This window comes from Azospirillum oryzae (assembly GCF_900177515.1).
Classification (GTDB): domain Bacteria; phylum Pseudomonadota; class Alphaproteobacteria; order Azospirillales; family Azospirillaceae; genus Azospirillum; species Azospirillum oryzae_A.
Genome location: NZ_FXAK01000001.1, coordinates 607,651 through 630,512 on the forward strand (window position 1 = coordinate 607,651; position 22,862 = coordinate 630,512).

Genomic DNA, 22,862 nt, shown 5'->3' on the forward strand with positions numbered 1-22,862 from the left:
AGGTGGGGGAACGGCATCGGGGTGACGTTCATCCGCTACAAGTCACCCATTCGCGATCCGGTTCCATGGCTTCGGTCGGGCTAGCCCGACTGCTCCGAGCATCCGGCGCGATGCGGCCAAGCCATTGGAACACCTCTTCATCGGGGGCCTATCCGCTTTCGACGTAGAGACCCGTCGGGCCCCCCACCGACAGATCAGTTGCCCGATCCCGATCTCCGTGATGACCTTCCGAACCCGGACGGCAGAGCCCGCACCTTCCATGCATTGAAGCCCGTGCGCTGAAGGACGAGACATGACCGCATCCGCGTCACCGGCCCTCGCCGGCACCGGCCCGTCGGACGGGCCGCGCCTGACCTCGCTCGCCCATGGCGGCGGATGCGGCTGCAAGATCGCGCCCGGCGTTCTGCAAGGGCTGCTCGCCACCCTGCCGGGTCAGATCATGCCGCCGGAGCTGATCGTCGATGCCTCCACCGCCGACGACGCCGCGGTCTATCGCCTGAACGACGATCAGGCGCTGGTGGCGACCACCGATTTTTTCATGCCCATCGTCGACGATCCCTTCGACTTCGGCCGCATCGCCGCGACCAACGCGCTGTCGGACATCTACGCCATGGGCGGCCGGCCGATCCTGGCGCTGGCGATCGTCGGGATGCCCATCGACATCCTGCCGCCCGACGCCATCCGCTGCGTTCTGGAAGGCGGGCAGTCCGCCTCCGCCGCCGTGGGCGTCCCGGTTGCCGGCGGGCATTCCATCGATTCTCGCGAACCGATCTACGGCTTGGTGGCACTGGGGCTGGTCCATCCCGACCGTGTGCTGCGCAACAGCAGCGCGCGGCCGGGCGATCTGCTGGTGTTGGGCAAGCCGCTCGGCATCGGCGTCTATAGCGCGGCGCTGAAGAAGGGCGTGCTGGGGAAGGAGGCCTATGGCCGGATGATCGACAGCACGACGCGGCTGAACACACCCGGTGTCGATCTCGTAGCGCTGGACGGGGTGCATGCCGTCACCGACGTGACCGGGTTCGGCCTGCTCGGCCATCTGTTGGAGATTTGCCGCGGGGTCGGCCTGTCGGCGGAGATCCGCTTCGCCGATCTGCCCTTCTTTCCCGACACGCTCGATCTCGCGCGGGCCGGCCATACGACCGGGGCCTCTACCCGCAACTGGGCGAGCTATGGTGCGGAGGTGTGCCTGCCCACCGGCTGGGCGGATGAGGAGTCTGACCTCCGGCGCAAGCTGATGACCGATCCGCAGACCAGCGGCGGTCTGCTGGTCGCCTGCGCCACCAGGCAGGTGGAGGAGGTTCTGGCCGTCTTCCGCCGGCACGGCCATGAGGATGTCCGCATCATCGGACGGCTGGCGGACGGCCCGGCGGAGGTCCGCGTCGCCTGATCGGCGAGGCGGACCTGGCTGAACAACCCGCCTCCGTCAAAGACGACCGACTGCTTCGAGCGTCGGCGGATCGGGGTCCGTTCCCTCTTCCGACCCCGGCACGACACTGAAGGAGCCGTCGGTTTCCAGCACGACGGCCAGCACGCCGTCCAGCCGCTTGCGCCCCTGGGCGCGCAGGACGGCCATCACCTCCTCCCGCGTGACGCGCTGCTGCTTCAGAGCGTTTGGCAGGAACTCTCCCCGGTAGACGAGCAAGGTCGGCTGCGCCTTGATGATTGCCTGGAAGCGCGGTGAGCGCACCGACGCCCAGGTGATCACGTATTGCAGCAGGATCAGCAGCGCCAGCGCCAGCACGCCTTCGGCCAGCGCCACCGACTTGCTGAGCAGCACGGTGGCGAGCGTCGAGCCGAGCGCCACCGTCACCACCAGATCGAAGGCGTTCATCTTGGTCAGGGTCCGTTTCCCCGAAATCCGCAGCAGAAGAATGAGCGACGCATAGGCGAGCACGCCGACCACCAGCACCCGACCGAGTCCGGCCCAACTGTCGAAGAACATCGTCGGTCCTTTCATCCGTTGACCCGCCAACCCCTCCGGCGACCACGAGTTCCGGATTCCGGCTCCGCCGCAAAAATAGGCAGTCCTACACCAATGCGCGGCGCTGAGAGGCGGGAGCAGATCCGGCTGCGGGAGTTGGCCCTACGCAGGCACGCCCTGCAGGAAACGCAAACACAAAAGGACATGCCATGCGTATCGCAATGCTCATTCCCGTCATCGGCCTCGCTCTGACCGCCGGCACGCCGGCCTTCGCGCAGTCCTCCACCGGCCAGCAGAGCGGACAGAAGAGCGGCAGCACCGCGGCCACCCAGACCCATTCGCAGATCCAGGCGATGACCCAGGACAAGCTCCGCAAGCAGCTGGAGCAGGCCGGCTTCAAGAACGTGACGATCATCGACGCCGCCTATCTGGTCCAGGCGCAGACCCAGGACGGCAATCAGGTGTTCATGACCATCAATCCGCCGTCGCAGATGTCCGGCAGCTCGTCGTCCAGCTCCGGCAGTGCGACGACCGGCGGCCAGTCCGGAACCTCCACCACCGGCAATACCGGTTCGGGCAACAGCAGCACGGGCAGCACCAGCACCGGCAGCGGCGCCACCAAGCAGTAAGGCGCCGTCCGCTTTGCCGTGAACCGCGGGGGGACAGGCGTCTCCCCGCCCCATCCACATGTCCGCAGCAATGAGGTCACGCCGGATATCGCCGCCGCGCTCGAATTTAGGATCAGTACGGCAAGCAGGTCGCCGGCCCGCATAAGCTGACGCGGATGATGGCGCAGACCAAGCCCGGCGATATCGCCCGCGTCGTCCAGCGCGACGGCAAGCCGGTGACGCTGGCGCCAATCACGCCCGAACTGCGCAAGGAGTTTTCGCTCGACAGCGACGTGAGTGGTGCCACGGTGGTGGAGGTTTCTCCGGACAGTCCGGCGGCAAAGGCCGATTTCGAGCCGGTCGACGTCATTATCCGGGCGGGGCAGCAGACAGTGGGTAATCCCGGTGACGTGGCAAATGTCGTCGATCAGGCCCGCAAGTCGGGGAAGGACCATGTTATCCTTCTGCGGCGGCGGGATGGCCAGTCGCTGTTCGTTCCGCTTCCGCTGGGGTGATTGGATTGAAGGGCCGCCTGCGTCTTTACTGGATGTTTCTGCGCGAGAGCCTGTGGTTCGTGCCGCTGCTGATGAGCATCGCGGCGGTGGCACTGGCGGTTCTTCTCGTCATCAGTGGGCCGGTGCTGCCCGACGGAGCGGCCGAGCTGTGGCTGGTCTACAGCGGCGATCCCGAAAGCGCCCGCCAACTGATGGGCGCCCTGTTGTCGGGCATCATCACGATGACCTCGCTGGTGGTCTCCATCACGGTCGTGGTTCTGACACTGGCCGCCGGGCAGCTCGGTCCCCGTCTGGTGCGCAACTTCATCAGCGATCCGCAGACCCAGTCGGTGCTGGGGCTGTTCGTCGCGACGATTCTCTATCTGCTGGTGGTCTTCCGCAGCATCGGCGCTCCGTCGGACAACGCGATACCTCATTTCGCGATCACCGTCGGCACCGCGCTTTCGGCCTTATGCCTGTTCGTGCTGCTGTTCTTCGTGCACAAGCTGGCGCGGTCGATCATGTACGACAACGCCGTGCGCGACGTGTCGCGCCAATTGCGCGCTTCTATCGATCTGCTGCTGCCGGAGGATGCGGACGCGGGAAAAACGCCGCCGCCGGTGCCGGAGGATGCGGCGTGGTTCGGGCTGGGCGAGGACGGCTACGTCCAGGCGGTCGACTTCGACGTTCTCGTGCACAAGGCCTGCAAGGCCGACGCGGTTCTGTGGCTCGACCTCCGGCCTGGGCATTTCGCCCTTGTCCGTGGCCGTCACCTTGCCGTGCATCCGCCGGAGGTCTGTGACGAGGCGTTCCGCCGCTCCATCCGGGAGGCCTTCATCGTTGGGACCGAGCGGACTCCGACCCAGGATCTCGAATACGGCATCCGGCAGCTGGTGGAAATGGCATTGCGGGCGCTGTCGCCGGGGATCAACGATGTCTACACCGCGCTGACCGTCATCGACATGCTGTCCTCGGCGCTGTCCCGCATCTTCGAACGGCCGCTGCAGGTGCCGGTGCTTTGCGATGGCAAGGGCGATTTGCGGGTGGTCCGCAATGTGACGGACCATGACGGGCTGGTGCGGGCGGCCTTCGATCAGATCCGGCAGGCGGGTGCCACCATGCCGGGCGTCCTTATCCGCGTGGCGGAAGCCCTTGAGGCGCTGGCGCCCTATGTGATTGATGAGCCGCGCCGGCAGCCGCTGCTGGCGCAGATCGCCCTGATCGAGGCCGCGGGCGAGCGGAGCGACTTCCTCGATCGTGACCGCGAGGCGTTGCGCTTCCGCTGCCGCAGCGCGCGGGACAGCCTGTCGGACCGGACCGCCGTCTGAAGGGTCTCGGCCCGGAACCAGTCTAACCGGCCGTTCGCCGGGCTATCTCGGAATAGCCGGCCGAACGGGCGGACATCGGCAGTCCGGTGTGCCGGGCCAGGGGTGGACGGCGCGGCGTCTCGCAGTCGGTCCGCAGCCGGTTGCGGGCGCGGGACAGGCGGGACCGGACGGTGCCGACCGATACCCCCAGCTCGTCGGCGGCTTCGAGATAGCTGTCGCCATCGACGGCGACGATGCGGATCAGCCGCTGATGCTCTTCCGAAAGCCCGTCGATGGCCGCCGCCACCTCCCGCAGCAGCACCTGATGATCCTGCGATGGTCCGCTGGCCATTTCGCCATCCAGCACCTCCACTTCGCTAAAGCGGCGTTTGCGGGTCCATTTGCTGTAATGGACGTTCTTCAGGATGGTGCAGAGCCAGGCTTCCAGTTTCGTGCCCTGCTCGAACTTTTCGCGGTGGCGGAGCGCACGTTCCATGCAGTCCTGGACGAGGTCGTCGGCCTCGGCGGGGTTGCGGGTCAGGCTGCGCGCGAAGCGCTCCATCGCTGGCATGGACCGGATCAGGTCCCGGTGGAAGTCATAGGTCATCATGCGCTCCTTTTGGGTTGGCGCAGGGGGGGTGGTCTCCCTGATTTCGCCCCTAGTTCCGGGAGGTTTCCGGCGGCTGCAGGGAGGCGGATCGGTCGAAGCTGTTCTCGGCGATGCGGAACCACAGATGCTGGGCGTCGCAGAACGGCTTCCATGAGGCGTAGATTTTGCGGAAGCGGCTGCTCGCAGAGGCCAATGCTTCCAGCTGCTCCTCGGTGGCCCGGTGAGCGGCTCGCAAGATTTCCAGCGGAAAGGGACGAAGGATCGCCCCTTCGGCCGTCAGCTGCTTCAGGGCGGCGGGGTTGAGGGCGTCGTACCTTGCGGTGATCCAGAGGTTCGCTTCGGCGCAGGCGACCTCCACCGCCTCCCGGTACTCCGGCGGTAGCCGGTCCCAGGCCTGGCGATTGACGTAGCAGGACAGCTGCGCATTCCCCTCCAGGAAGCCGGGATAGTAGCAATAGGGTGCCGCCTTGTGCAGGCCGAGACGCAGATCGTCATGCGGGCCGGCCCAGGCCGCGGCGTCGAGCGTCTTGTCCTCCAGTGCGGTGCGCAGCCCGGTATAGCCGGTCCGCTGCGGCTGGGCGCCCAGGCGGCGAAGCACGTCGGCGGCCATGCCGGACACGCGGAACCTCAGCCCGTTCAGATCCTGTGCGGCGCGGATTTCCCGGCGGAACCAGCCTCCCAACTGCGAACCGGTATTGCCGACCGGGAAAGGGATCACATCGTGGTCGGCCAGCAGCTCGCGCATCAGCGCCAGTCCGCCGCCCTGGTACATCCAGGCATTCTGCTGCCGTGCGTTCAATCCGAAGGGGACCGAGGTGTCGAAGACCAGCGCCGGTTCGCGGTCCATCGCCTGATAGCTGGCGCCCAGTCCGATCGGCGCGCCGCCGCTGCCGACGAAGTCGAGCATCGGCTGGTCCGTCTTCGGCCGCAAAGAGGGGTCACGGTCGATGACGAACCGGTTTCCGGTCAGCCCGGCGATCCGGCGGACGAGGACCTCCACCCCGCCGTTCAGGATGTCCAGCTCCCTCGGAAAGGTCGCGGCCAGCGGCCATCGGATCTGAGGCGGCCCTTGTGCGATCGCCGGGGTGGCGAGCACGGCTCCGCCCAGCCCGAGGCCCATAGCCGTCAGGAGGTTGCGCCGCTTCATCGGTCCTGCTTCCGTCTCTGTCGACACCGCCCGAGGACTGGTCCTCCGCATTAGCCCATCGGCGCTGTGCGGTTTCCGGCGGCGCGAAGTGTTTCTCACTCGTTCAGAAAGCTATGCCCTCCCCCTCGTGACTTCCATGTGACTTTGGTTTAGCGGCGAAGCAGACAGGACCCGATCATGCCCACCCATATCGTCGTCGCCGACGATCATCCCATGTTCCGCGATGCCATGCGTCTCGCCATCGCCCGCGCGCTGCCAGAGGCCGAGATCGTCGAGGCCGGGACGCTGGATGCGGCGGCGGCGGCGCTGGAGGGAAGTCCGGACGCCGATCTTCTCCTTCTCGACCTGAACATGCCGGGGATGCAGGGCTTCGCCGGTCTGGTCTATCTGTGCAGCCGCTTTCCCGCCCTGCCCATCGCGGTGATCTCCGCCAACGAGGAGCCGCGGGTGATCCGCCGCGCGTTGGGGGCCGGCGCCTGCGGCTACATCCCGAAATCCGCCCCTTCCGACATGCTGGGCGAAGCGCTGCAGGCCCTGCTGGCGGGTGAATTGTGGCGGCCGGCGCTGCAGGAGCCGGACTGTGCCGGCAGGGAAGAGGATGCGGCTGCCCGCATCGCCAGCCTGACGCCGCAGCAGGTCCGGGTCCTGATGATGCTGAACGACGGGTTGGTGAACAAGCAGATCGCCTATGAGTTGGGCGTGTCCGAAGGCACGGTGAAGGCGCATGTCTCGGCGATCCTGCAGAAGCTCGGCGTCACCAGCCGGACCCAAGCGGTGATCCTGGTCCGCCAGTTGGCCGAAGACGCCGACGCCCCGCAGGAGCTGATCCGCCGCGCGGCGGAAGAGCGGCAGGCCGGCTGAGGGAGCCTCATTCGGCCGCCGGCCGCGCGCCGGTCAGGCGGCGCATCAGCGTGCGCAGGGCGGCCGGGCGGATCGGCTTGTTCAGCACCGGAAGACCGAGGCTCTCCGCCCGCTCCTTGACGCCGGCGGAGCGGTCGGCGGTGATCAGGGCCGCGGGGACCGGCTGGCGCAGCTGCTGCCGCACCGCCTGGACGCAGGCGAAGCCGTCCTCTCCCTCGTTCAGGTGGACGTCGGCGAGGATGAGGTCGGGCGGTCCGCTCTCCGCTTCGGCCAGGGCGGCGGCAAGGCCGGTGGCGGTCCGCACCTGACAGCCCCAGCCGCCCAGCATCGTTCGCATCCCGTCCAGGATCGTGGGATCGTTGTCGATGCACAGGATGTTCGTCCGCTCGTGCGGTTCGGCCTGCGCATCCGCCGGCTTGCCCGCTGCCTGCGCATCCGGCTGGGACACGCCGCTCGGGATGCGGACGGCGAAGACCGTTCCCCGCCCGGGGACGGAGCGCAGCGTGACCGGATGGTCGAGCACGCGGCCGATACGCTCGACGATGGACAGCCCCAGCCCCAGCCCGTGCTCCACGCCCGGCGCCTCGGCGAAGCGCCGGAACTCGCCGAAGACCAGGGACTGCTTGTCCTCGGGGATGCCGATGCCGGTGTCGCAGACCTGAACCACGACATGACCGGCGATCCGCCGCGCGCCCAGCAGCACCCGGCCTTGCGGCGTGTAGCGGATGGCATTCGCCAGCAGATTCTGCAGCAGCCGGTGCAGCAGGCGCCAGTCGCTGTCGACGGCGAGACTGCAGGGCAGGATGCGCAACTGCAGCCCCCGCCGTTCGGCCAGCGGCGTGAACTCCACCGCCAGCGTGGCGAAGAGCCGGGAGAGCGGGAAGCTCTGCCGCTCCGGTTTGACCGCGCCGGCATCGAGGCGGGAGATGTCCAGCAGTTCCCCCAGCAGTTCCTCCACCGAGGCGAGCGCGCCGTCCAGCTTGCGGACCAGCGCGTCCCCCGGCATCCGGTCGCCCAGGCTGGAGGCATAGAGCCGCGCGGCGTTCAGCGGCTGCAACAGGTCGTGGCTCGCCGCGGCGAGGAAGCGCGTCTTGTCCTGGCTGGCTTCCTCCGCCGCGGCCTTGGCACGGGCCAGTTCGGCGGTGCGCTGGCGGACGCGCTGCTCCAGCCGGTCCTTGGCTTCGGCCAGCGCTGCGGCGGCGCGGACACGCTCCGTCATGTCGGAAAAGGTCGTGACATAGCCGCCGCCGGGCATCCGGCAGGTGTGCATCTCCAGGACGCTGCCGTCCGGCCGGTGCTGCTCGACCGGGTTGGCGATGCTGGCGAGGAAGACGTCGAGCTGCCGGGCAACCAGGGCGGCGGGATCGCCCTGGCCGTAGAGCCCATGCAGGGTGGCGAAGCGCAGGATTTCCGGCAGGGCGATTCCGGCCGGCTCCATATCCGCCGGGATGGCGAGCAGCCGGCGGAAGCGGCGGTTCCAGCTGACCAGCCGCAGGTCCTTGTCGAAGACGGCGATCCCTTGCGCGACATTCTCCATGGTCGTCTGCAGGACGTCGCGGTTGTACTGGATCGCCGCCGTCGCGTCGTCGAGCAGCCTCAGCGCGTTGCCCTTGCCGACGCTGTGCCGTTCCAGCGTCAGCGCCATCACCAGCCGGGCGGAGGCGGCGCCGATGGCGCTCGCCAGCAGCTTCTCCGTCTGCCGGATCAGGCGCAGGTCGGCCTCTCCCGTGCCGGAACCGGAGAGGCCGGCGAAGCCGTACGCCGCCCGTTCGGCACCGAGATAGCGGCTGGCGACCGCCCGCAATTCCTCCGCCGTGACGGAGCCGGTGCGCGGTTCGGACCCGACATGACTCCACTGGAGGTCGGTGTCGGTGAAGGCGCCGGCCTGCAGCCGCTCGATCGGCCGCGGCACTGTCCGCAATGACACGGCGATGTAGACCATGGCATTGGCGAGCAGGCTCCAGGTCACGCCATGGACGAAGGGGTCGAGATGGAGGCCGAGCAGCCGCTGGGGCGCCAGCAGGCCGGTTCCGAACGGGCCCGTGGTCAGGATGCCGGCGGACAGCCAGCCGGCCTCGATGACCGCCGGCAGCAGCAGCGTGTAGCCCCACACCAGGAAGCCGGCGAAGACGCCCCAGAAGGCGCCGGTCCCGGTGGCCCCCCGCCAGATCATGCCGCCGATCAGGGCCGGCGCGAACTGCGCCACCGCCGCGAGGCTGACGAGTCCGATGGAGGCTAGCGGGAAGCCGGTCCCGACCATCCGGTAATAGACGTAGGACAGCAGCATCAGCACCAGGATCGTCGCCCGGCGGGTGCCCAGGATCAGCCGGCGCATGTCCAACCGGTCGATGCCGTTGCCGCGGCGGCGCAGCAGGATGGGCACCACCAGATCGTTGCTGACCATGTTGGCGATGGCGACGGAGGAGACGATCACCATGCCGGTAGCGGCGGACAGGCCGCCGACGAAGGCGATGGTCGTCAGGATTTCCTGCCGGCCGGACATCGGCAGGGCCAGAACCGTCATGTCGCGGACCACCGTGCCTTCCGGAAACAGCAGCAGGCCGGCCGCGGCGATGGGAACGACGAAGATGGCGATGGCCGCGAGATAGGCCGGGAAAAGCCATGTCGCCAGCCGGATATGTTCCTCGTCCCGGTTCTCGATGACGGTGACGTGGAACATGCGCGGCAGGCACAGCACCGACAGGCCGGCCAGAACTGTCATGGTGAGCCAGCTGGCCCCGTCGACGCCGCTGGCGAACTGGTGCCTCAGGTCCGGTTCGGCCGATGCCAGCCGCAGCAGGTCGGCCGGCCCGTCGAACAGTCCCCAGGTCGCATAGGCGCCGACGGCGAGGAAGGCGGCCAGCTTCATCACCGCCTCCACCGCGATGGCCAGCATCATGCCCTCGTTGCGTTCGGTGGCGTCGACGTGGCGCGTGCCGAAGAGGATGGCGAACAGGGCGAACATGATGGCGGCGACCAGTGCGCTGTCGGCCCAGACCGGCGCTGCCGCCGGCTGTTCCAGCATCACGATCTCTGGATAGCGCAGCAGGACGGCGAAGCTGGACGAGACGGCCTTCAGCTGCAACGCCATGTAGGGCACGGTGCCGACGACGGCGCCCAGCGTGACGATGGCCGCGACCGCCTGGCTCTTGCCGTAGCGCGCGGCGAGGAAATCGGCAACGGAGGTGATGTTCTGCGCCTTGGCGATCCGCAGGATCTTGTGCAGCAAAGGCCATCCCAGCGTGAAGACCAGGATCGGCCCGATATAGATCGGCAGGAAGGCGTAACCGCCGGTCGACGCCATGCCGACGCTGCCGTAGAAGGTCCAGCCGGTGCAGTAGACGGCCAGCGACAGCGCATAGACCAGCGGGCCCGATCCCGCCCCCGACTGCGTCCCGGATTGCGTCCCGTGGCGGCGCGCCCGGCGGTCCCCCCAGGAGGCGATGGCGAACAGGAACCCGAAATAGGCCAGCGCGATGGCCAGAGCCGCTCCACTCATCAGCATGCCTCCAGAGTTCGGAGGTGGCGTCCCGCGGCACAACGGAAAAATCGGGGAAGATCAGGGCAAAAGGGGTTGGCTCCAGCCTACATCCTCTCCTTCACGCCGGTCGAGATCAGCCACCAGTTGACCGGGTAGGACGTGACGAAGCCGCAGAGCATGGCGATCTGCATCATGAACCAGAATTCCGCCGAGGCCGGTTCCAGCCTTGCGCCCAGCACGGTGCCGAACAGGTGGAAGCTGGCGAAGGCCATGAAGCCGTACATGCCGATCTGCCATGCCGTCAGCGAGGCCGCATCGGCCTTCACCGCCTGCACCAGCCCTTCGCCGGGGGACAGGTTGCGCATCGGCTTGATGGTGAAATATTGAAAGGCGACGCCGAAGGCGAAGGCGAAGATGAAATCGACGATCCACACCGCGAACATCTTCTCGGCGAACAGGCTGCGCCAGCCGAACCAGACCGCCACCGTCGGCACGAACACCACCAGCCATTCTGCGATGATGTCGCCCAGCGTGCAGCCGCTGCCGCAATGGGCCGCCCCCTTGGCAACCATCATCGGGAAGGGCGTGTCGCGCTTGCTCGGCATCTCCTCGCCGCGCTCCTTCGCCTGCCGCATCATCTCGTGGGTCGCCAGCCGGCCATAGGTGAAATAGCCCCAGAGGGTGAGGACCGTGCCGAAGAGGGCGGTCACCGGCCAGACGACGTTCATGATCCACATGTGCTGGGGATGGCGCAGCACGTCGACCAGCACGATCAGTGCGCACAGCCCGCCGAAGACCAGGGCGGCGATGGACAACACATGCAGCCAGCTGGGAACCATCGAAACACCCTCCGCGTCACTGTGGGCGGGGCTGCACGATGTCGTCCGGCCCCGGGCGTCAACTCGGCACGGGGCACCGGGTTCCTGATGATGTCGAGAACCGGGTCGGAAGGACCGGCTCATGTCCCGGGGATGACCTTCTGGAGCGCCAGGGTCAGCGGGAAGCACAGCGCGGCGGCAAGGGCGAGCGGGGCGGCGGCGCCCGACCCGGCGGCGGCGATCAGCACGGCGTCGTAGAGCGCGATGGCGGCGATCAGGACCGCCACCGCGCGCGGAACGTCGCCCGCCGCGCGGCGGAACAGGCGATGCAGTGCCCAGCCGGTCGCCGCCGCCAGTGCTGCCCACAGGACGAGTGCCGCCGGGTTGCCGAGCGCGACCCATAGCGCGCCGGCAAGCGGCACCGCGAGAACGCCCAGCGGCCATGCGGTGTCCAGCCGGTCGTAGGCCTCCTGCCGGGCGGCGAAGGTCAGCCCGACCACATGGCAGAACAGCCCGCCCGCCCCCAGCAGCATCCAGGGCGCCAGCGCGCCGCCGCCGCCGGCGATTGCCGCCGCGGTGACGTAGGACAGCAGCCGGCACAGCCCCATGATCGCCGGGGCCGCCGCCGTGCGCTTGTGCAGGGCGTCGTAGAACAGGATCGCGCCCGCCAGCAGCCCGCCGCACAGCCCGGCTTCCAGACCCGACAGGGACGCCAGCGCGATGCCGAGCGCGATCAGTATGAGGCCGGCGGCGAACACCGCGCCGAGGGAGGCGTCGCCCTTGGGGATGGGGCGGCCCGGCCGTTCGCGCGCGTCGATCTTTGCATCGAAGGCGTCGTTCAGGTACATGCCGCCGACATAGAACAGCGCCAGCACGATGGCGGCGCGGGCCACGCCTCCGACGACATCGCCGCCCGCCATGCCGTCCAATGTCCCGATCCCGGCGAGCGCGATCCCGGCCATGGCGTTGCTCAGCACCGTCGGCAGGTTGGAGACCCGGCCGAGGATCAGGGCCGCGCGCGGGCGGATCAGGACAGCCGTTCCAACACCCATCGCAATTCCCTTTCAATTCCGTCGACGACGCTGATGGCGCCCGCGCCGCAGGCTTCGGCGGGCAGGACATCCCAGGTGTAGGTTTCGACCTCCAGATGCGGCGCCACCGGCCGGTGGCGGTGGATCGCCAGCAACCGGTCCAGCGAGCCGCTGGTGGAGCCGAGCGGCGGTTCGGGTTCGGCGAAGACCGGGACGTGGAAATGGACCCGCCATTCCTCGTCCTCGCCGCCGGGGCTTTCCAGCGCCTGCGGCAGGTCGAGGAAGCGCCGCACCGTTCCGTTTGCCGTGCCGTCCGCTGCGCGGGCGACGGTCTGGTGGAGATAGACGGCGTCGCGGAAGGCGTTCAAGCGCTGGCGCGCGACTGCATCCGCCCGCGCGATCCGCAGGGCGGCGCTGAGCTGGACCTTGTGGATCGGGATGCCGGCGGCGGCGAGAGCGGCCAGCGTCTCCTCCGGCTCCTCGAAATTCACCGCCATGTGGCAGACATCGAGGCAAAGGCCGAGATGGCGCGGCAGTGCCGCCGCCGCCTTGTGCGCCGTCAGCCCGGCGAGGGTGCCGAGACGCCGCGCCGCCGCATCGGTGAACAGGTGCGCCCGGAAGAAGGCGACGGCGTCGGCGGTGCTGTTCAGCAGGCACCAGGGTTCCGGCTCCAGCGCCAGCGCCACGGTGCGGCCGGTGCTTTGCTCCAGCCGGACCAGCCCGGCCACCGCCTGCAACAGCCCGTCGGCCACCGCCGCTTCTCGCCCGGTCACGCGTGGGGCGTAGCCGCCGGGCACGGTGCTGATCGTCGCGAAGCCGCCCGGTGGGACCAGAGCGGCCATGGATTCAGCGAGGGAGAGGCTGTAGGCCACCCGCTCCGCCGTCGTCCAGTCCGGCTCGTAGACGGCTTCCTTGACCGGTGCGCCGTGGAAGCGGCCATAGGGGAAGCCGTTCATGGTGAAGGCCGCGAACCCTTCGCCGTCGAAGATCGCCGCCAGTTCCGCCGCCACGCCCGCTTCCGCCGCCGCCTCGGCGGACAGGCGCAGCCCGACGCCGAAGGGGCGGTCGGGGCAGAGCCGGCGCTTGATCTCCCGCACCGGTCCCAGCAGGGCCGCCCGCACCTCGGCGAAGCTCTGGGTCGGATGGACGTTCAGGCAGTAGCCGAGCGTGCCGCCGCCGGACAGGCGCATCAGGCGGCCTCCCGCCCCGACAGCCAGCCGATGGCGCTTTCGACCAGGGCGGAATCCATGGCGTTGACCTCGATCCCCCGGCCGATGCCGGCCAGCAGGGTGATGGTCAGCCGGCCGCCGAGATGCTCGCGGAACTCCTCCAGCCCGGCCAGCACCTGCGGCCGGCCGGCGGCATCGCGGCGGGCCAGCGCCGGGTGCCACAGGCGGAAGCCCAGATGCTCCAGCAGGACGGCGACGCGCAGGTCCTCGCCCTCCGGCAGCAGACCGGCCAGCACCGAATAGCGGGTGTCGAGCGCGATGCCGATGGCCACCGCCTCGCCATGGCGCAGATGGTTGCGGCTCAGCGTTTCCAGCTTGTGGGCGGCCCAATGGCCGAAATCGAGCGGGCGGGCGCTGCCCTGCTCGAACGGGTCGCCGCCCTCGGCGATCTGGCACATGTGCAGCTCGGCGCAGCGGCGGATCAGGTGGGCCACTGCGTCGGGCTCGAACAGGGTCAGGGCGTCGGCCGAGCGCTCCAGCCATTCGAAGAAGGCGCCATCGCGGATCAGCGCCACCTTCACCGCCTCCGCCATGCCGGCGATGCGGTCGCGTTGCGGCAGGCTGTCGAGGAAGGCGGCGTCGTTGACCACCGCCCAGGGCGGGGCGAAGGTGCCGATCTGGTTCTTGGCGCCGTTCAGGTTGATGGCGCTCTTCACCCCGACGCCGGAATCGTTCTGCGCCAGCACCGTGGTCGGCATGCGCACCAGCCGCACGCCGCGGTGCGCGGTGGAGGCGGCGAGCCCGACCGCGTCGAGGAAGGCGCCGCCGCCGACCGCCAGCACATAGGAATGGCGGTCGATGCCGTGGCCGAGGATGGCGTCGTGCATCTGCCCGATCAGGGCCGGGTCGTTCTTCACCGCCTCCCCACCCGGCAGCAGGCGTGGCGGCGCCACCAGGGTCGGCAGGTCGTCGCGGGCGGCGAAATGGGCGGCGATGGCCTGCGGCAGGGCCGGGTGTCCGACCAGCACGCCGATGTCGACGAAGGCGAGGCAGCGCGGGCGCGGATCGGCCCCGGCGGTTCCTATGGCCTCGGCCAGCGTGGGATTGGCCGGATCGAAGGCGTCGCGGGTGAAGGCGACGGCGTAGTCGAAGGTGACGGCGAAGCGCTGGCGGACGATGGGGGAGCGGACATCCAGGGAGGGCGTGCTGGTCATCGGGCGGTCACCTCAATCGAAGACATGGGCGAGCAGCAGGGACTTGACCGCCTCCGCCGGCACCGGGCCGTCGGGCAGCAGGCCGGGGTCGGAGGAGATCAGCAGCGGCCCGGCCTCAGGCCGGTCGGTCGGGCGGCCGTGCGATCCCTTCACCAGCCCGGCGTCGAGCGGGATCACGTCCATCAGCGTGCGGAAACCCAGGGCTTTCTTCGCCAGCCGCCAGCCGATGGACGCCTTGGGAAAGCGCAGGGCGGGGTCGAGGAACAGCTCCGCCGGGTCGTAGCCGGGCTTGCGGTGGATCTCCACGGTGCGGGCGAAGTCCGGCGCCCGGTCGTCGTCCAGCCAGTAGGGATAGCTGAACCAGCGGTCGGCGCGGGCAACCGCGACCAACTCGCCGGCGCGTGGGTGGCGGATGCCGGCGGCCTGTTGCGCGTCGGCGTCCAGCACCCGCTCCACCCCGTCGAGCCCCAGCAGCAGGTCGCGCACCGCCGCCACCTGTTCGGGGTTCCGGACATAGACATGGGCCAGCTGGTGGTCGGCGACGGCGAAGGCGGCGGAGGCGCCGGGGTCGAGCAGTTCGCCGCCCTGTTCCTCCCGCACCGCGACCAGCCCGGCCCAGCGCAGGGCGCGGTTGATGGCGATGGGGCCGGCGACGCCGGTGATGCCGTATTCCGACAGCACGACGACCCGCGTCCCCTCGCGCTCCGCCGCCTCGATCAGCGGGGATGCCAGGTCATCGACGGCGGCGACCTGGGCGGCAATGCGTGGGTCGTCGGGGCCGAGCCGTTGCAGGTCGTAATCGAGATGCGGCAGATAAACGAGCGACAGGGTCGGGCGGAAGCGCCGCTCCACCTCCGCCGCGCAGTCCGCGATCCAGCGGCTGGACACCAGATCGGCGGCCGGTCCCCAGAAGCGGAACAGCGGGAACGGTCCCAGCGCCTCAGTCAGCTCCCCGCGCAGGGTGTCGGGGTGGGTGTAGATGTCCGGCAGCTTGCGGCCGTCGGCGGCATAGATCGGGCGCGGCGTGACGCTGATGTCGGCGCCGGAATACATGTTGTACCACCAGAACAGCTTCGCCCCGACGAAGGCCGGGTCGCGCCGCCGCGCCTCCTCCCACAGCGTCTCGCCGGTGACCAGCCGGTTGCTCTGCTTCCAGAACAGGATTTCCGACAGGTCGCGGTCGTACCAGCCGTTGGCGACGCAGCCATGGCCGGCGGGGGGAAGCCCGGTCAGCATGCTGGCCTGCACCGAGCAGGTGACCGCCGGCAGCACCGGCACCAGCGGACGCATCCCCCGCGCCGCCAGCCGGGAGATGGCCGGGGCGTGGGGCAGGAGGTCGGCGGTCAGCCCGACGACGTTCAGGACCAGCGTGCGCCTCATCGCCGTCAGACGTCCGCTTCGGCGGTCAGCGGCGAGTCCACCGTCGGAGTTTGGCCCCGCAGGACGGTGTTGCCTTCGAACAGCAGGCGCTGGTCGACCGGCAGCGGGATTTCCAGTTCCGCCGGGTCGAGCCGGCCGCTCTGGGCGTAGAAAGCGATGGGGTTGCGCCAGACGATGGTCTCGATGGCCTCGTCAGGGATGCCGGCGTCGCGCATGGCCTGCGCGGTCTTCGGCACCTTCAGCGGGTCGCTGATCCCCCAGTCGGCGGAGCTGTTGACCATGATCCGCTCCGGCCCGAAGGCCTGCACCAGCGAGACCATGCGCGGCTCGTCCATCTTGCTGCCGGGATAGATGGTGTGGCCGGCCCAGCAGCCGCTTTCCAGCACCATCTCCAGCGTCAGTTCGTTGTTGTGATCGATCAGCGTGAGGTGCGGCGGCATCCCGGCCTCGCGCAGCAGGTCCAGCGTGCGGCGGGTGCCGGCCTTCTTGTCGCGGTGGGGCGTGTGGATCATCACCGGCAGGCCGTGGTTCTTGGCCATTTCGACCTGCCGGGCGAGGATGTCGTCCTCCGCCGGGCTCATGTCGTCATAGCCGATCTCGCCCACCGCGACGACGCCCTCCTTCTCCAGATAGAGGTCCACCAGCTCCAGCACGCCGTCGACGATGTCGGGGTTGTTGGCCTCCTTCGGATTGAGGCCCAGCGTGCAGAAGTGGCGGATGCCGAACTGGCTGGCGCGGAAGCGTTCCCAGCCGATCAGCGACAGGAAGTAATCCTCGAAACTGCCGGCATGGGTGCGCGGCTGGCCCAGCCAGAAGGCCGGCTCGGTCACCGCGACGATGCCGGCCCGGCGCATGGCGGCGTAATCGTCGGTGGTGCGCGACGTCATGTGGATGTGCGGATCGAACAGCTTCATCACGTCAGTTTCCCAATTCGAGGAGGAATTCCAGGTCCGCCGGCACCGGCCGGTTGGATGCCCGCCGTTCGTCGCGGAAATCGGCGGCCATGCGGCGCAGCTGGGCGGTCGTCCGTTCCGCCAGCCCGACCACGCGGGCCAGCGGTGCGCCGGTGATCACCGCCTTCAGCACCATCTGGTTGAAGACCGGCTCGGCGAAATGGGCGGCGGGATAGCGGTTGTCGCAGGCGATGGCCTCGAACACCGGCTGCACGCTGGAGCGGCAGGCGTCGGCGGCGAGATCGGCGAAGCGGGCGGGGTCGGGCAGCAGCATCAGCGACTGGAGGATCGCCGCCCGCTCCGCGCTGTCCGACCGGCGGAAGGCGGTCGCCAGCCGGGCCGGCGCTTCGTCGCCCGCGGCATGGACCGAGGCGGCGAGCAGGGCGGCGCGGGCGAGGCGGGCGGGCGGCCAGCCCGGCGGCGCGGTGCCCGCCGGCTTGCGGCCGGCAATCGCGAACAGCCGCATGAACTCCGCCGTGCCGGGCAGGGGCGGGGTGGCCACGGCCGTCTCGAGCCAGGCTGCGGCCTCCCGGTCCTGTTCGGCGACGAGGGCGGCCAGGAGGCCGGGCATGGCGTCGGGTGCCGCGGCGGGCAGTATCGTCGGATCGGGCATCTCTGCTCCACGCGGCCCTGCTCCACACTCCATGGTCGTCATGGGTGCCGGCTCCTGCATTGCGACGCTTCGTCGACCGGCGGCGCAAGTGCGGGTGCGGATCGCGGTCAGCGACACCCCATATGGGATGCATGAAACATCAGTATGTCAACTGACGATATGTGTCTGATGGGGGTGATCGCATCGGGCGGGGATGGAACGGCGTGGAACAGTTTCCGGCGGATGTTCCATCGGACGGCGGCTGGAGACGGGGGCAGCGGCGCGGCGGTTCACCGGGGCGGGGGTGGGAGGGATGCGCTCGTCCGCGGCGCCGGGGAGGGCGTCGTCCGGTTCGGGGGCGGTGACGGCGGGAGGAGCTTCGGGGTGCGGGGGGTGCGGCTGGGTCGGTGGTTTGGCGACCGGGACAGCCTGCCTGGGGGCCGGGGCGTCGAGACCGGCGAAGAGGCCGAGGCGTTCGGCCAGCCAGCGCACCGTCGCCGGATCGCCGGAGGAGACCAGCCGCTCGATCTGCTCGGCGACCAGGATGCGGAGAGAGGACAGGCGCAGCTCGGCCTCGCGGTTGAGTGCCTGACGCTCCCACCAAACCCTGTGACGGAAGTCCTGAGATCCGTAATAGGCGCGCCACAGGGTGGTGCGGCTGCAGCCCATGGCGCGGGACACATGGAGGAAGCTGCTGCCGCGGGCCAGCATGCCGGCGGCCATGATCCATTGCTCTTCATGAAACTGTGATCCGGGGACCAGCGAGCCTACGGACGGCACCGGCGGCTCCTCCGCCCAGCAGGGGAAACGGTCGTCATTCAGGGTGCGGCTGTCGAGCGGCATGGCTTTGCTCCGCGAGCGGGTGGGACTTTGCGGAGAGGGTATGGGAATTCGATCCTGCGCTGGAGAGTTTTGTGCAAAAGCCGGGGGCGCTGCCTTGTGTCGCAGGGCATGGCCCTTCCCAGCGCGGGCAGAGCGGGGCTAAAGCCATGGCGATGACAGGGGACCCGTGCGACTGCGACGTTCTGGTGGTGGGTGGTGGGAACGCCGCGCTCTGCGCCGCCATCGCCGCCCGCAGGGCCGGTGCGGCGGTCCTGCTGCTGGAGGCGGCGCCCAAGGCGCTGCGCGGCGGCAACGCCCGCCATTCCCGCAACATGCGGGTCATGCACGACGCACCGACCCCGTGGGTGCGGGGGCGCTATCCGGCCGACGATTATCTGGCCGACCTGCGGCGTGTGGCCGGGGATACGGATCACGCGGTGGCGCGGCTGTTCGTCGACGCCAGCGCCGACATCGTCGATTGGCTGGCCGGCAATGGCGTGCGGTTCCAGAGCTGTGCGGATGAGGTTCTGCCCTATTCCCGCAAGACGGCTTTCTTTCTCGGCGGCGGGAAAGCGCTGGTGAATGCGCTCTATGCCACCGCCGAACGGCTGGGCGTCGCCATCCGGTACGACAGTGACGTGCGGGCGCTGCACCTGCGCGACGGGCCGCCCGCCGTCACCGTGGGGGAACCGGGCGTCACGGTGCGGGCGCGGGCGCTCGTCGTCGCCTCCGGCGGGTTCCAGGCCGATGCCGGCTGGCTGCGGCGGGAGTGGGGCGAGGCCGCCGACCGCTTCTCGATCCGCGGCACCCCGCATGCGACCGGCGTTCCGCTGAAGGCGCTGCTGGCGGAGGGGGCGGAGCCGGTTGGGGCGGCGGACCGCTGCCACATGGTCGCGGTGGATGGCCGCGCACCAAGGGTCGACGGCGGAATCGTCACGCGGCTGGACGGCATCGCCCACGGCATCGTCGTGGACCGCGACGGCCGCCGCTTCGCCGACGAGGGCGCGGTCGTCGGGCCGTCGCGTTACACGGCTTGGGGCGAGATGGTGGCCCGTTGCCCCGGCGCCGTCGCCTTCTCGGTCTTCGATGCGGCCATCAAGACGCGGTTCCGGCCTTCCATCTTTCCGGCGATCCGGGCGGACGGCATCGGCGAACTGGCGGCGGCGCTGGGAATTTCTCCGCCGGCCCTGGAAGCCACGGTGGCCGGATTCAATGCCGCGATCACCGGCGGAGGCGGCACGGCGGGGGGCGATCCGCCGAAGACGCGGCTTGCCGAGCCGATCCTGGTCCCGCCCTTCGGCGCCTATCCGGTGCGGGCCGGCGTCACCTCCACCTGCCTGGGGGTGCGGGTCGACGGGCGGGCGCGGGTGCTGCGGCGGGACGGGACGGCCTTGGACGGGGTCCATGCCGCGGGGGTCGTCATGGCGCCCAACATCCTCGGCTGCGGTTATCTGGCGGGGAGCGCCATGACGGTGGGCGCCGTGTTCGGCCGCATCGCCGGACGGGAGGCCGCGGCTTATGCCCTGCGCTGACGATCAGGAACGGATCGCGGCGGATGCGCGGCGGGTGCTGGAGATCTGCAACGCCTGCCAGTTCTGCGACGGCTATTGCGCGGTGTTCGCCGCGCTGAAATCGCGAAGGCTGGTCTCGGCGGCGGACCTGACCTTCCTGTCCAACCTCTGCCACAACTGCCGGTCCTGCTACCATGCCTGCCAGTACGCGCCGCCGCATGAGTTCGACCTGAACCTGCCGAAAAGCCTCAGTCTGGTCCGGCAGCAGACCTATCGCGACCATGTCTGGCCACCGGCGGCGAGGGGGCGGCTGCCCGGCGCGGGGTGGTCCTTCGTCGCCGCCGTCACCCTGGCCGCGATGGCGCTGGTGGCGCTGCCGGCGGTTCTGAGCCTTCCGGCGGAGCTGCTGTTCGGGCGGCACGACGGGCCGGGCGCCTTCTACCGGCTGGTGCCGTGGGGGGCCATTGCCGGGGTGGCCGGGGCGGTGATGCTGTGGTCGCTGCTCGCCATTGGTTTCAGCGTCGCGTCCTTCTGGCGCGGCATGGGGCCGGCGCCGGCCGGGGCGGCGCTGTGGCCGGCACTGTGCGTGGCGTTCCGCGATGCGGCGACCTTGCGCAATCTCGGCGGCGGCGGGGCCGGCTGCAACGACCGGGACGAACGCTTCTCCCAGGCGCGGCGGCGGTTCCACCACGCGCTGTTCTATGGGGTGGCGCTTTGCTTCGCCGCCACCGGGGTGGCGACCGTCTACGACCATGGGCTGGGCTGGCAGGCGCCCTATCCGTTGCTGAGCCTGCCGGTGCTGCTGGGCGGACTGGGGGGAGTCGGGATGGTGGTCGGCACCACGGGGCTGGCACTGTTGAAGCGGCGGGCCGATCCGGGACCGGTGGCGCGGAGCCTGAGCGGTGCCGATGGCGCGTTGCTGGGGCTGCTGTTCCTGGTGGCGGCCAGCGGCCTCGGGCTGCTCGCATTGCGTGGGACGGCGGCGATGGGGGCGATGCTGCTGGTCCATCTGGGGCTCGTCCTCGGCTGGTTCGCGACGCTGCCCTACAGCAAATTCCTGCACGCGCCCTTCCGCTTCGCCGCCCTGCTGCGGGCGGCGATGGAACGGCAGGGCAGGGGGGTGACGCGCCTCCCGCCTGCCCCCGTCCCGTCCCGCCGGCCGGTCAGCCGGCCCGCACCTGGGTCAGGAAGCGGGTGACCTCGTCGCGCAGGCTGTCGGTCTGCACGGACAGCTGGCGGACGTTTTCCAGCACCTCGTAGGCGACCTTGCCGCTGCGGCCGGCGGCACTGTTCACGCCGCCGATGCTGGAGGATACCTCGTGGCTTCCCCGGGCGGCCTGCTGGATGTTGCGGCTGATCTCGCGGGTCGCCGCCCCCTGCTGTTCGACCGCCGAGGCGATGGAGGTGGCGACGTCGTTGACCCGGCCGATGACCTGCGCCACGCCCTTGATCTCCTGAACCGCCCGGCCGGTCTCGGCCTGGATGCCGGAGACCTGGGCGGCGATTTCCTCGGTCGCCCTGGCGGTCTGGGTGGCGAGCGCCTTGACCTCCTGCGCCACCACGGCGAAGCCCTTGCCGGCCTCTCCGGCGCGGGCGGCCTCGATGGTGGCGTTCAGCGCCAGCAGGTTGGTCTGGCTGGCGATCGAGTTGATGAGTTCGACCACCGCGCCGATCCGCTCAACCGCGCCGGCCAGCCCCTCGACCTTGCCGTTGGCGCGCTCGGCGCTTTCGACCGCTTCGCGGGCGATCTCCGCCGACTCGCCGACCTGCCGGCTGATCTCGTTGATCGAGCTGGTCAGTTCCTCCGTCGCCGCGGCGACGGTCTGGACGTTGGCGGAGGTCTGTTCGGTCGCCGTGGCGACGGCGCCGGCCAGCGTGCCGGTCTCGTCGGCGGCACGCGTCATGTCCTGGGCGCGCCGTTCGATGCCGTCGGCCTCGCTGGCGACGTCGTGGATCAGGTTGCCGACGGTCTGCTCGAAATGGCTGGCGAGCGCCGTCATCGCCTCCCGCTTCTCGGCCGCGGCCCGCTCCGCCTGTTCGGCCTGGCTCGCCTCCAGGCTGGCCTTGGCGAGCGCGTTCTCCTTGAACACCTGAAGCGCCTGCGCCATGCCGCCGATCTCGTTGCGGCGGGCGGCCTCCGGGAAGGTGACGGCGAGGTCGCCGGCGGCGAGCGCAGTCATCTTGTCCCGCAGCCGGTGCAGCGAACCCACGATGTCGCGGTTGACCAGGAAGCCGATCAGCACCAGCGCGACGATCAGCGCGGCGGTGGCGGTGCCGGTCCGGCGCAGGAAGTCGTAGTAGGCGGCGTCGATGTCGTCGGTATAGACGCCGGAGCCGACGATCAGCCCCAGCGGCTGGTACCGCTTCACATAGTTGGTCTTCAGCAGCGGGACGTCCGACCCCAGCTTCGGCCAGGCATATTGGATGATGGCGTTGTCCTGGCGGCGCAGCGTGTCGACGATCTCGCGGACGAAGAACTTGCCGGCCTTGTCCTGCAGCCCGATGCGGTCGGTGCCGACCGCCTTGTGGTTGGAGGGGTTGGCGACGGCGATGCCGTTGAGGTCGTAGGCGAAGAGATAGTCGGCGCCGTCATGGTAGGACATCGCATGCACGGCGTTGCGGAAGCGCGCCAGGGCCTCCTCGCGCGGCAGGGTTCCGGCTTCGACCTCGGCATTCAGTCCCTTCGCCATGCCGACCGCCAGTTCCACCGCGGAGCGGATGGTGTCGATGCGGTCGTCGACCATGCGCTGGTGGGTGAAGCTGCTGCTGATGGCGATCACGACGGCCGGGGCCAGGATCGACAAGGCGACCAGGGTGGTCAGCTTTGCTCGGATCGTCAGATTTTCCAGGATTTTCATAGGGGACCTTCGTGTCGCGCGCATCGGGGGCGGCAACTGATATACTACGAAAGAGGGGGTAGCTGAAATCGGAATGGCTGATTTC

General features: G+C 69.6%; 20 protein-coding genes. 7 read left to right on the forward strand and 13 right to left on the reverse strand.

Translation table 11 applies throughout. From position 1 onward, the window contains the following. The first annotated feature begins 292 nt into the window (after nucleotides 1–292). Entirely contained in the window at nucleotides 293–1,387 is a 1,095-nt protein-coding gene (gene selD, locus B9N97_RS02870; protein ID WP_085083082.1) for a selenide, water dikinase SelD, read from the forward strand. Nucleotides 1,388–1,423: 36 nt separating this feature from the next. Here the strand turns inward: selD and B9N97_RS02875 are convergent, their stop codons facing one another. Beyond that, nucleotides 1,424–1,942 (reverse strand): DUF421 domain-containing protein, encoded by a 519-nt coding sequence (locus B9N97_RS02875; protein WP_085083084.1) that lies wholly within the window; start codon nucleotides 1,940–1,942, stop codon nucleotides 1,424–1,426. Nucleotides 1,943–2,130: 188 nt separating this feature from the next. Here B9N97_RS02875 and B9N97_RS02880 point away from each other — a divergent pair, with 188 nt between their 5' ends. From B9N97_RS02880 to B9N97_RS02890, 3 genes are all read left to right on the forward strand, one after another. Then, nucleotides 2,131–2,550: a hypothetical protein gene (locus B9N97_RS02880; protein ID WP_085083086.1), complete on the forward strand. Its 420-nt coding sequence runs from the start codon at nucleotides 2,131–2,133 to the stop codon at nucleotides 2,548–2,550. A 155-nt stretch (nucleotides 2,551–2,705) separates the two neighbouring features. Further along, nucleotides 2,706–3,044, forward strand: a complete 339-nt coding sequence (locus B9N97_RS02885) for a PDZ domain-containing protein (RefSeq protein ID WP_085083088.1) — start codon at nucleotides 2,706–2,708, stop codon at nucleotides 3,042–3,044. Nucleotides 3,045–3,049: 5 nt separating this feature from the next. Beyond that, a complete protein-coding gene (locus tag B9N97_RS02890) occupies nucleotides 3,050–4,351 on the forward strand; it encodes a DUF2254 domain-containing protein (RefSeq protein WP_085083326.1) in 1,302 nt (433 codons plus the stop codon). Nucleotides 4,352–4,373: 22 nt separating this feature from the next. Here the strand turns inward: B9N97_RS02890 and B9N97_RS02895 are convergent, their stop codons facing one another. Both B9N97_RS02895 and B9N97_RS02900 read right to left on the reverse strand, forming a co-directional pair. Further along, nucleotides 4,374–4,940, reverse strand: coding sequence for a sigma-70 family RNA polymerase sigma factor (locus B9N97_RS02895; RefSeq protein ID WP_085083090.1), 567 nt, complete (start codon nucleotides 4,938–4,940; stop codon nucleotides 4,374–4,376). A 49-nt stretch (nucleotides 4,941–4,989) separates the two neighbouring features. Further along, nucleotides 4,990–6,087: a TRAP transporter substrate-binding protein gene (locus B9N97_RS02900; protein ID WP_167393173.1), complete on the reverse strand. Its 1,098-nt coding sequence runs from the start codon at nucleotides 6,085–6,087 to the stop codon at nucleotides 4,990–4,992. A gap of 177 nt (nucleotides 6,088–6,264) precedes the next feature. Here B9N97_RS02900 and B9N97_RS02905 point away from each other — a divergent pair, with 177 nt between their 5' ends. After that, nucleotides 6,265–6,948, forward strand: coding sequence for a LuxR C-terminal-related transcriptional regulator (locus tag B9N97_RS02905; protein ID WP_085083094.1), 684 nt, complete (start codon nucleotides 6,265–6,267; stop codon nucleotides 6,946–6,948). A gap of 7 nt (nucleotides 6,949–6,955) precedes the next feature. On the opposite strand, the gene B9N97_RS02910 is transcribed toward B9N97_RS02905, so the two are convergent. The 9 genes from B9N97_RS02910 to B9N97_RS36055 form a co-directional block, all read right to left on the reverse strand. Further along, nucleotides 6,956–10,447, reverse strand: coding sequence for a PAS domain-containing hybrid sensor histidine kinase/response regulator (locus B9N97_RS02910; protein ID WP_208621123.1), 3,492 nt, complete (start codon nucleotides 10,445–10,447; stop codon nucleotides 6,956–6,958). 86 nt (nucleotides 10,448–10,533) lie between these two features. Beyond that, nucleotides 10,534–11,268: a DUF4396 domain-containing protein gene (locus B9N97_RS02915; RefSeq protein WP_085083099.1), complete on the reverse strand. Its 735-nt coding sequence runs from the start codon at nucleotides 11,266–11,268 to the stop codon at nucleotides 10,534–10,536. A gap of 119 nt (nucleotides 11,269–11,387) precedes the next feature. After that, nucleotides 11,388–12,299: a UbiA family prenyltransferase gene (locus tag B9N97_RS02920; protein WP_085083101.1), complete on the reverse strand. Its 912-nt coding sequence runs from the start codon at nucleotides 12,297–12,299 to the stop codon at nucleotides 11,388–11,390. Then, nucleotides 12,275–13,468: a metabolite traffic protein EboE gene (gene eboE / locus B9N97_RS02925; protein WP_085083103.1), complete on the reverse strand. Its 1,194-nt coding sequence runs from the start codon at nucleotides 13,466–13,468 to the stop codon at nucleotides 12,275–12,277. The genes B9N97_RS02920 and eboE overlap by 25 nt, the downstream gene beginning before the upstream one ends. After that, the gene (locus tag B9N97_RS02930) at nucleotides 13,468–14,661 is read right to left on the reverse strand and encodes a 3-dehydroquinate synthase (RefSeq protein ID WP_085083105.1); all 1,194 of its coding nucleotides are present in this window, start codon (nucleotides 14,659–14,661) and stop codon (nucleotides 13,468–13,470) included. Before B9N97_RS02930 ends, eboE begins: the two co-directional genes overlap by 1 nt. 12 nt (nucleotides 14,662–14,673) lie before the next feature. After that, nucleotides 14,674–16,041, reverse strand: a complete 1,368-nt coding sequence (locus tag B9N97_RS02935) for an alkaline phosphatase family protein (RefSeq protein WP_085083107.1) — start codon at nucleotides 16,039–16,041, stop codon at nucleotides 14,674–14,676. Nucleotides 16,042–16,046: 5 nt separating this feature from the next. Continuing rightward, nucleotides 16,047–16,955, reverse strand: coding sequence for a TatD family hydrolase (locus B9N97_RS02940; protein WP_085083109.1), 909 nt, complete (start codon nucleotides 16,953–16,955; stop codon nucleotides 16,047–16,049). A gap of 4 nt (nucleotides 16,956–16,959) precedes the next feature. Beyond that, on the reverse strand, nucleotides 16,960–17,607 hold the full coding sequence (locus tag B9N97_RS02945; protein WP_085083112.1) for an EboA domain-containing protein: 648 nt from the start codon (nucleotides 17,605–17,607) through the stop codon (nucleotides 16,960–16,962). 147 nt (nucleotides 17,608–17,754) lie between these two features. Next, nucleotides 17,755–18,429, reverse strand: coding sequence for a hypothetical protein (locus tag B9N97_RS36055; protein WP_244560519.1), 675 nt, complete (start codon nucleotides 18,427–18,429; stop codon nucleotides 17,755–17,757). A 146-nt stretch (nucleotides 18,430–18,575) separates the two neighbouring features. Here B9N97_RS36055 and tcuA point away from each other — a divergent pair, with 146 nt between their 5' ends. After that, complete coding sequence (gene tcuA / locus B9N97_RS02955; RefSeq protein WP_348520070.1) at nucleotides 18,576–19,940, forward strand: FAD-dependent tricarballylate dehydrogenase TcuA; 1,365 nt, start codon at nucleotides 18,576–18,578, stop codon at nucleotides 19,938–19,940. Next, a complete protein-coding gene (gene tcuB / locus B9N97_RS02960) occupies nucleotides 19,927–21,117 on the forward strand; it encodes a tricarballylate utilization 4Fe-4S protein TcuB (RefSeq protein WP_085083114.1) in 1,191 nt (396 codons plus the stop codon). The genes tcuA and tcuB overlap by 14 nt, the downstream gene beginning before the upstream one ends. On the opposite strand, the gene B9N97_RS02965 is transcribed toward tcuB, so the two are convergent. Then, nucleotides 21,083–22,777 (reverse strand): methyl-accepting chemotaxis protein, encoded by a 1,695-nt coding sequence (locus tag B9N97_RS02965; RefSeq protein ID WP_085083116.1) that lies wholly within the window; start codon nucleotides 22,775–22,777, stop codon nucleotides 21,083–21,085. The genes tcuB and B9N97_RS02965 overlap by 35 nt on opposite strands. Between the last annotated feature and the right edge of the window lie 85 nt (nucleotides 22,778–22,862).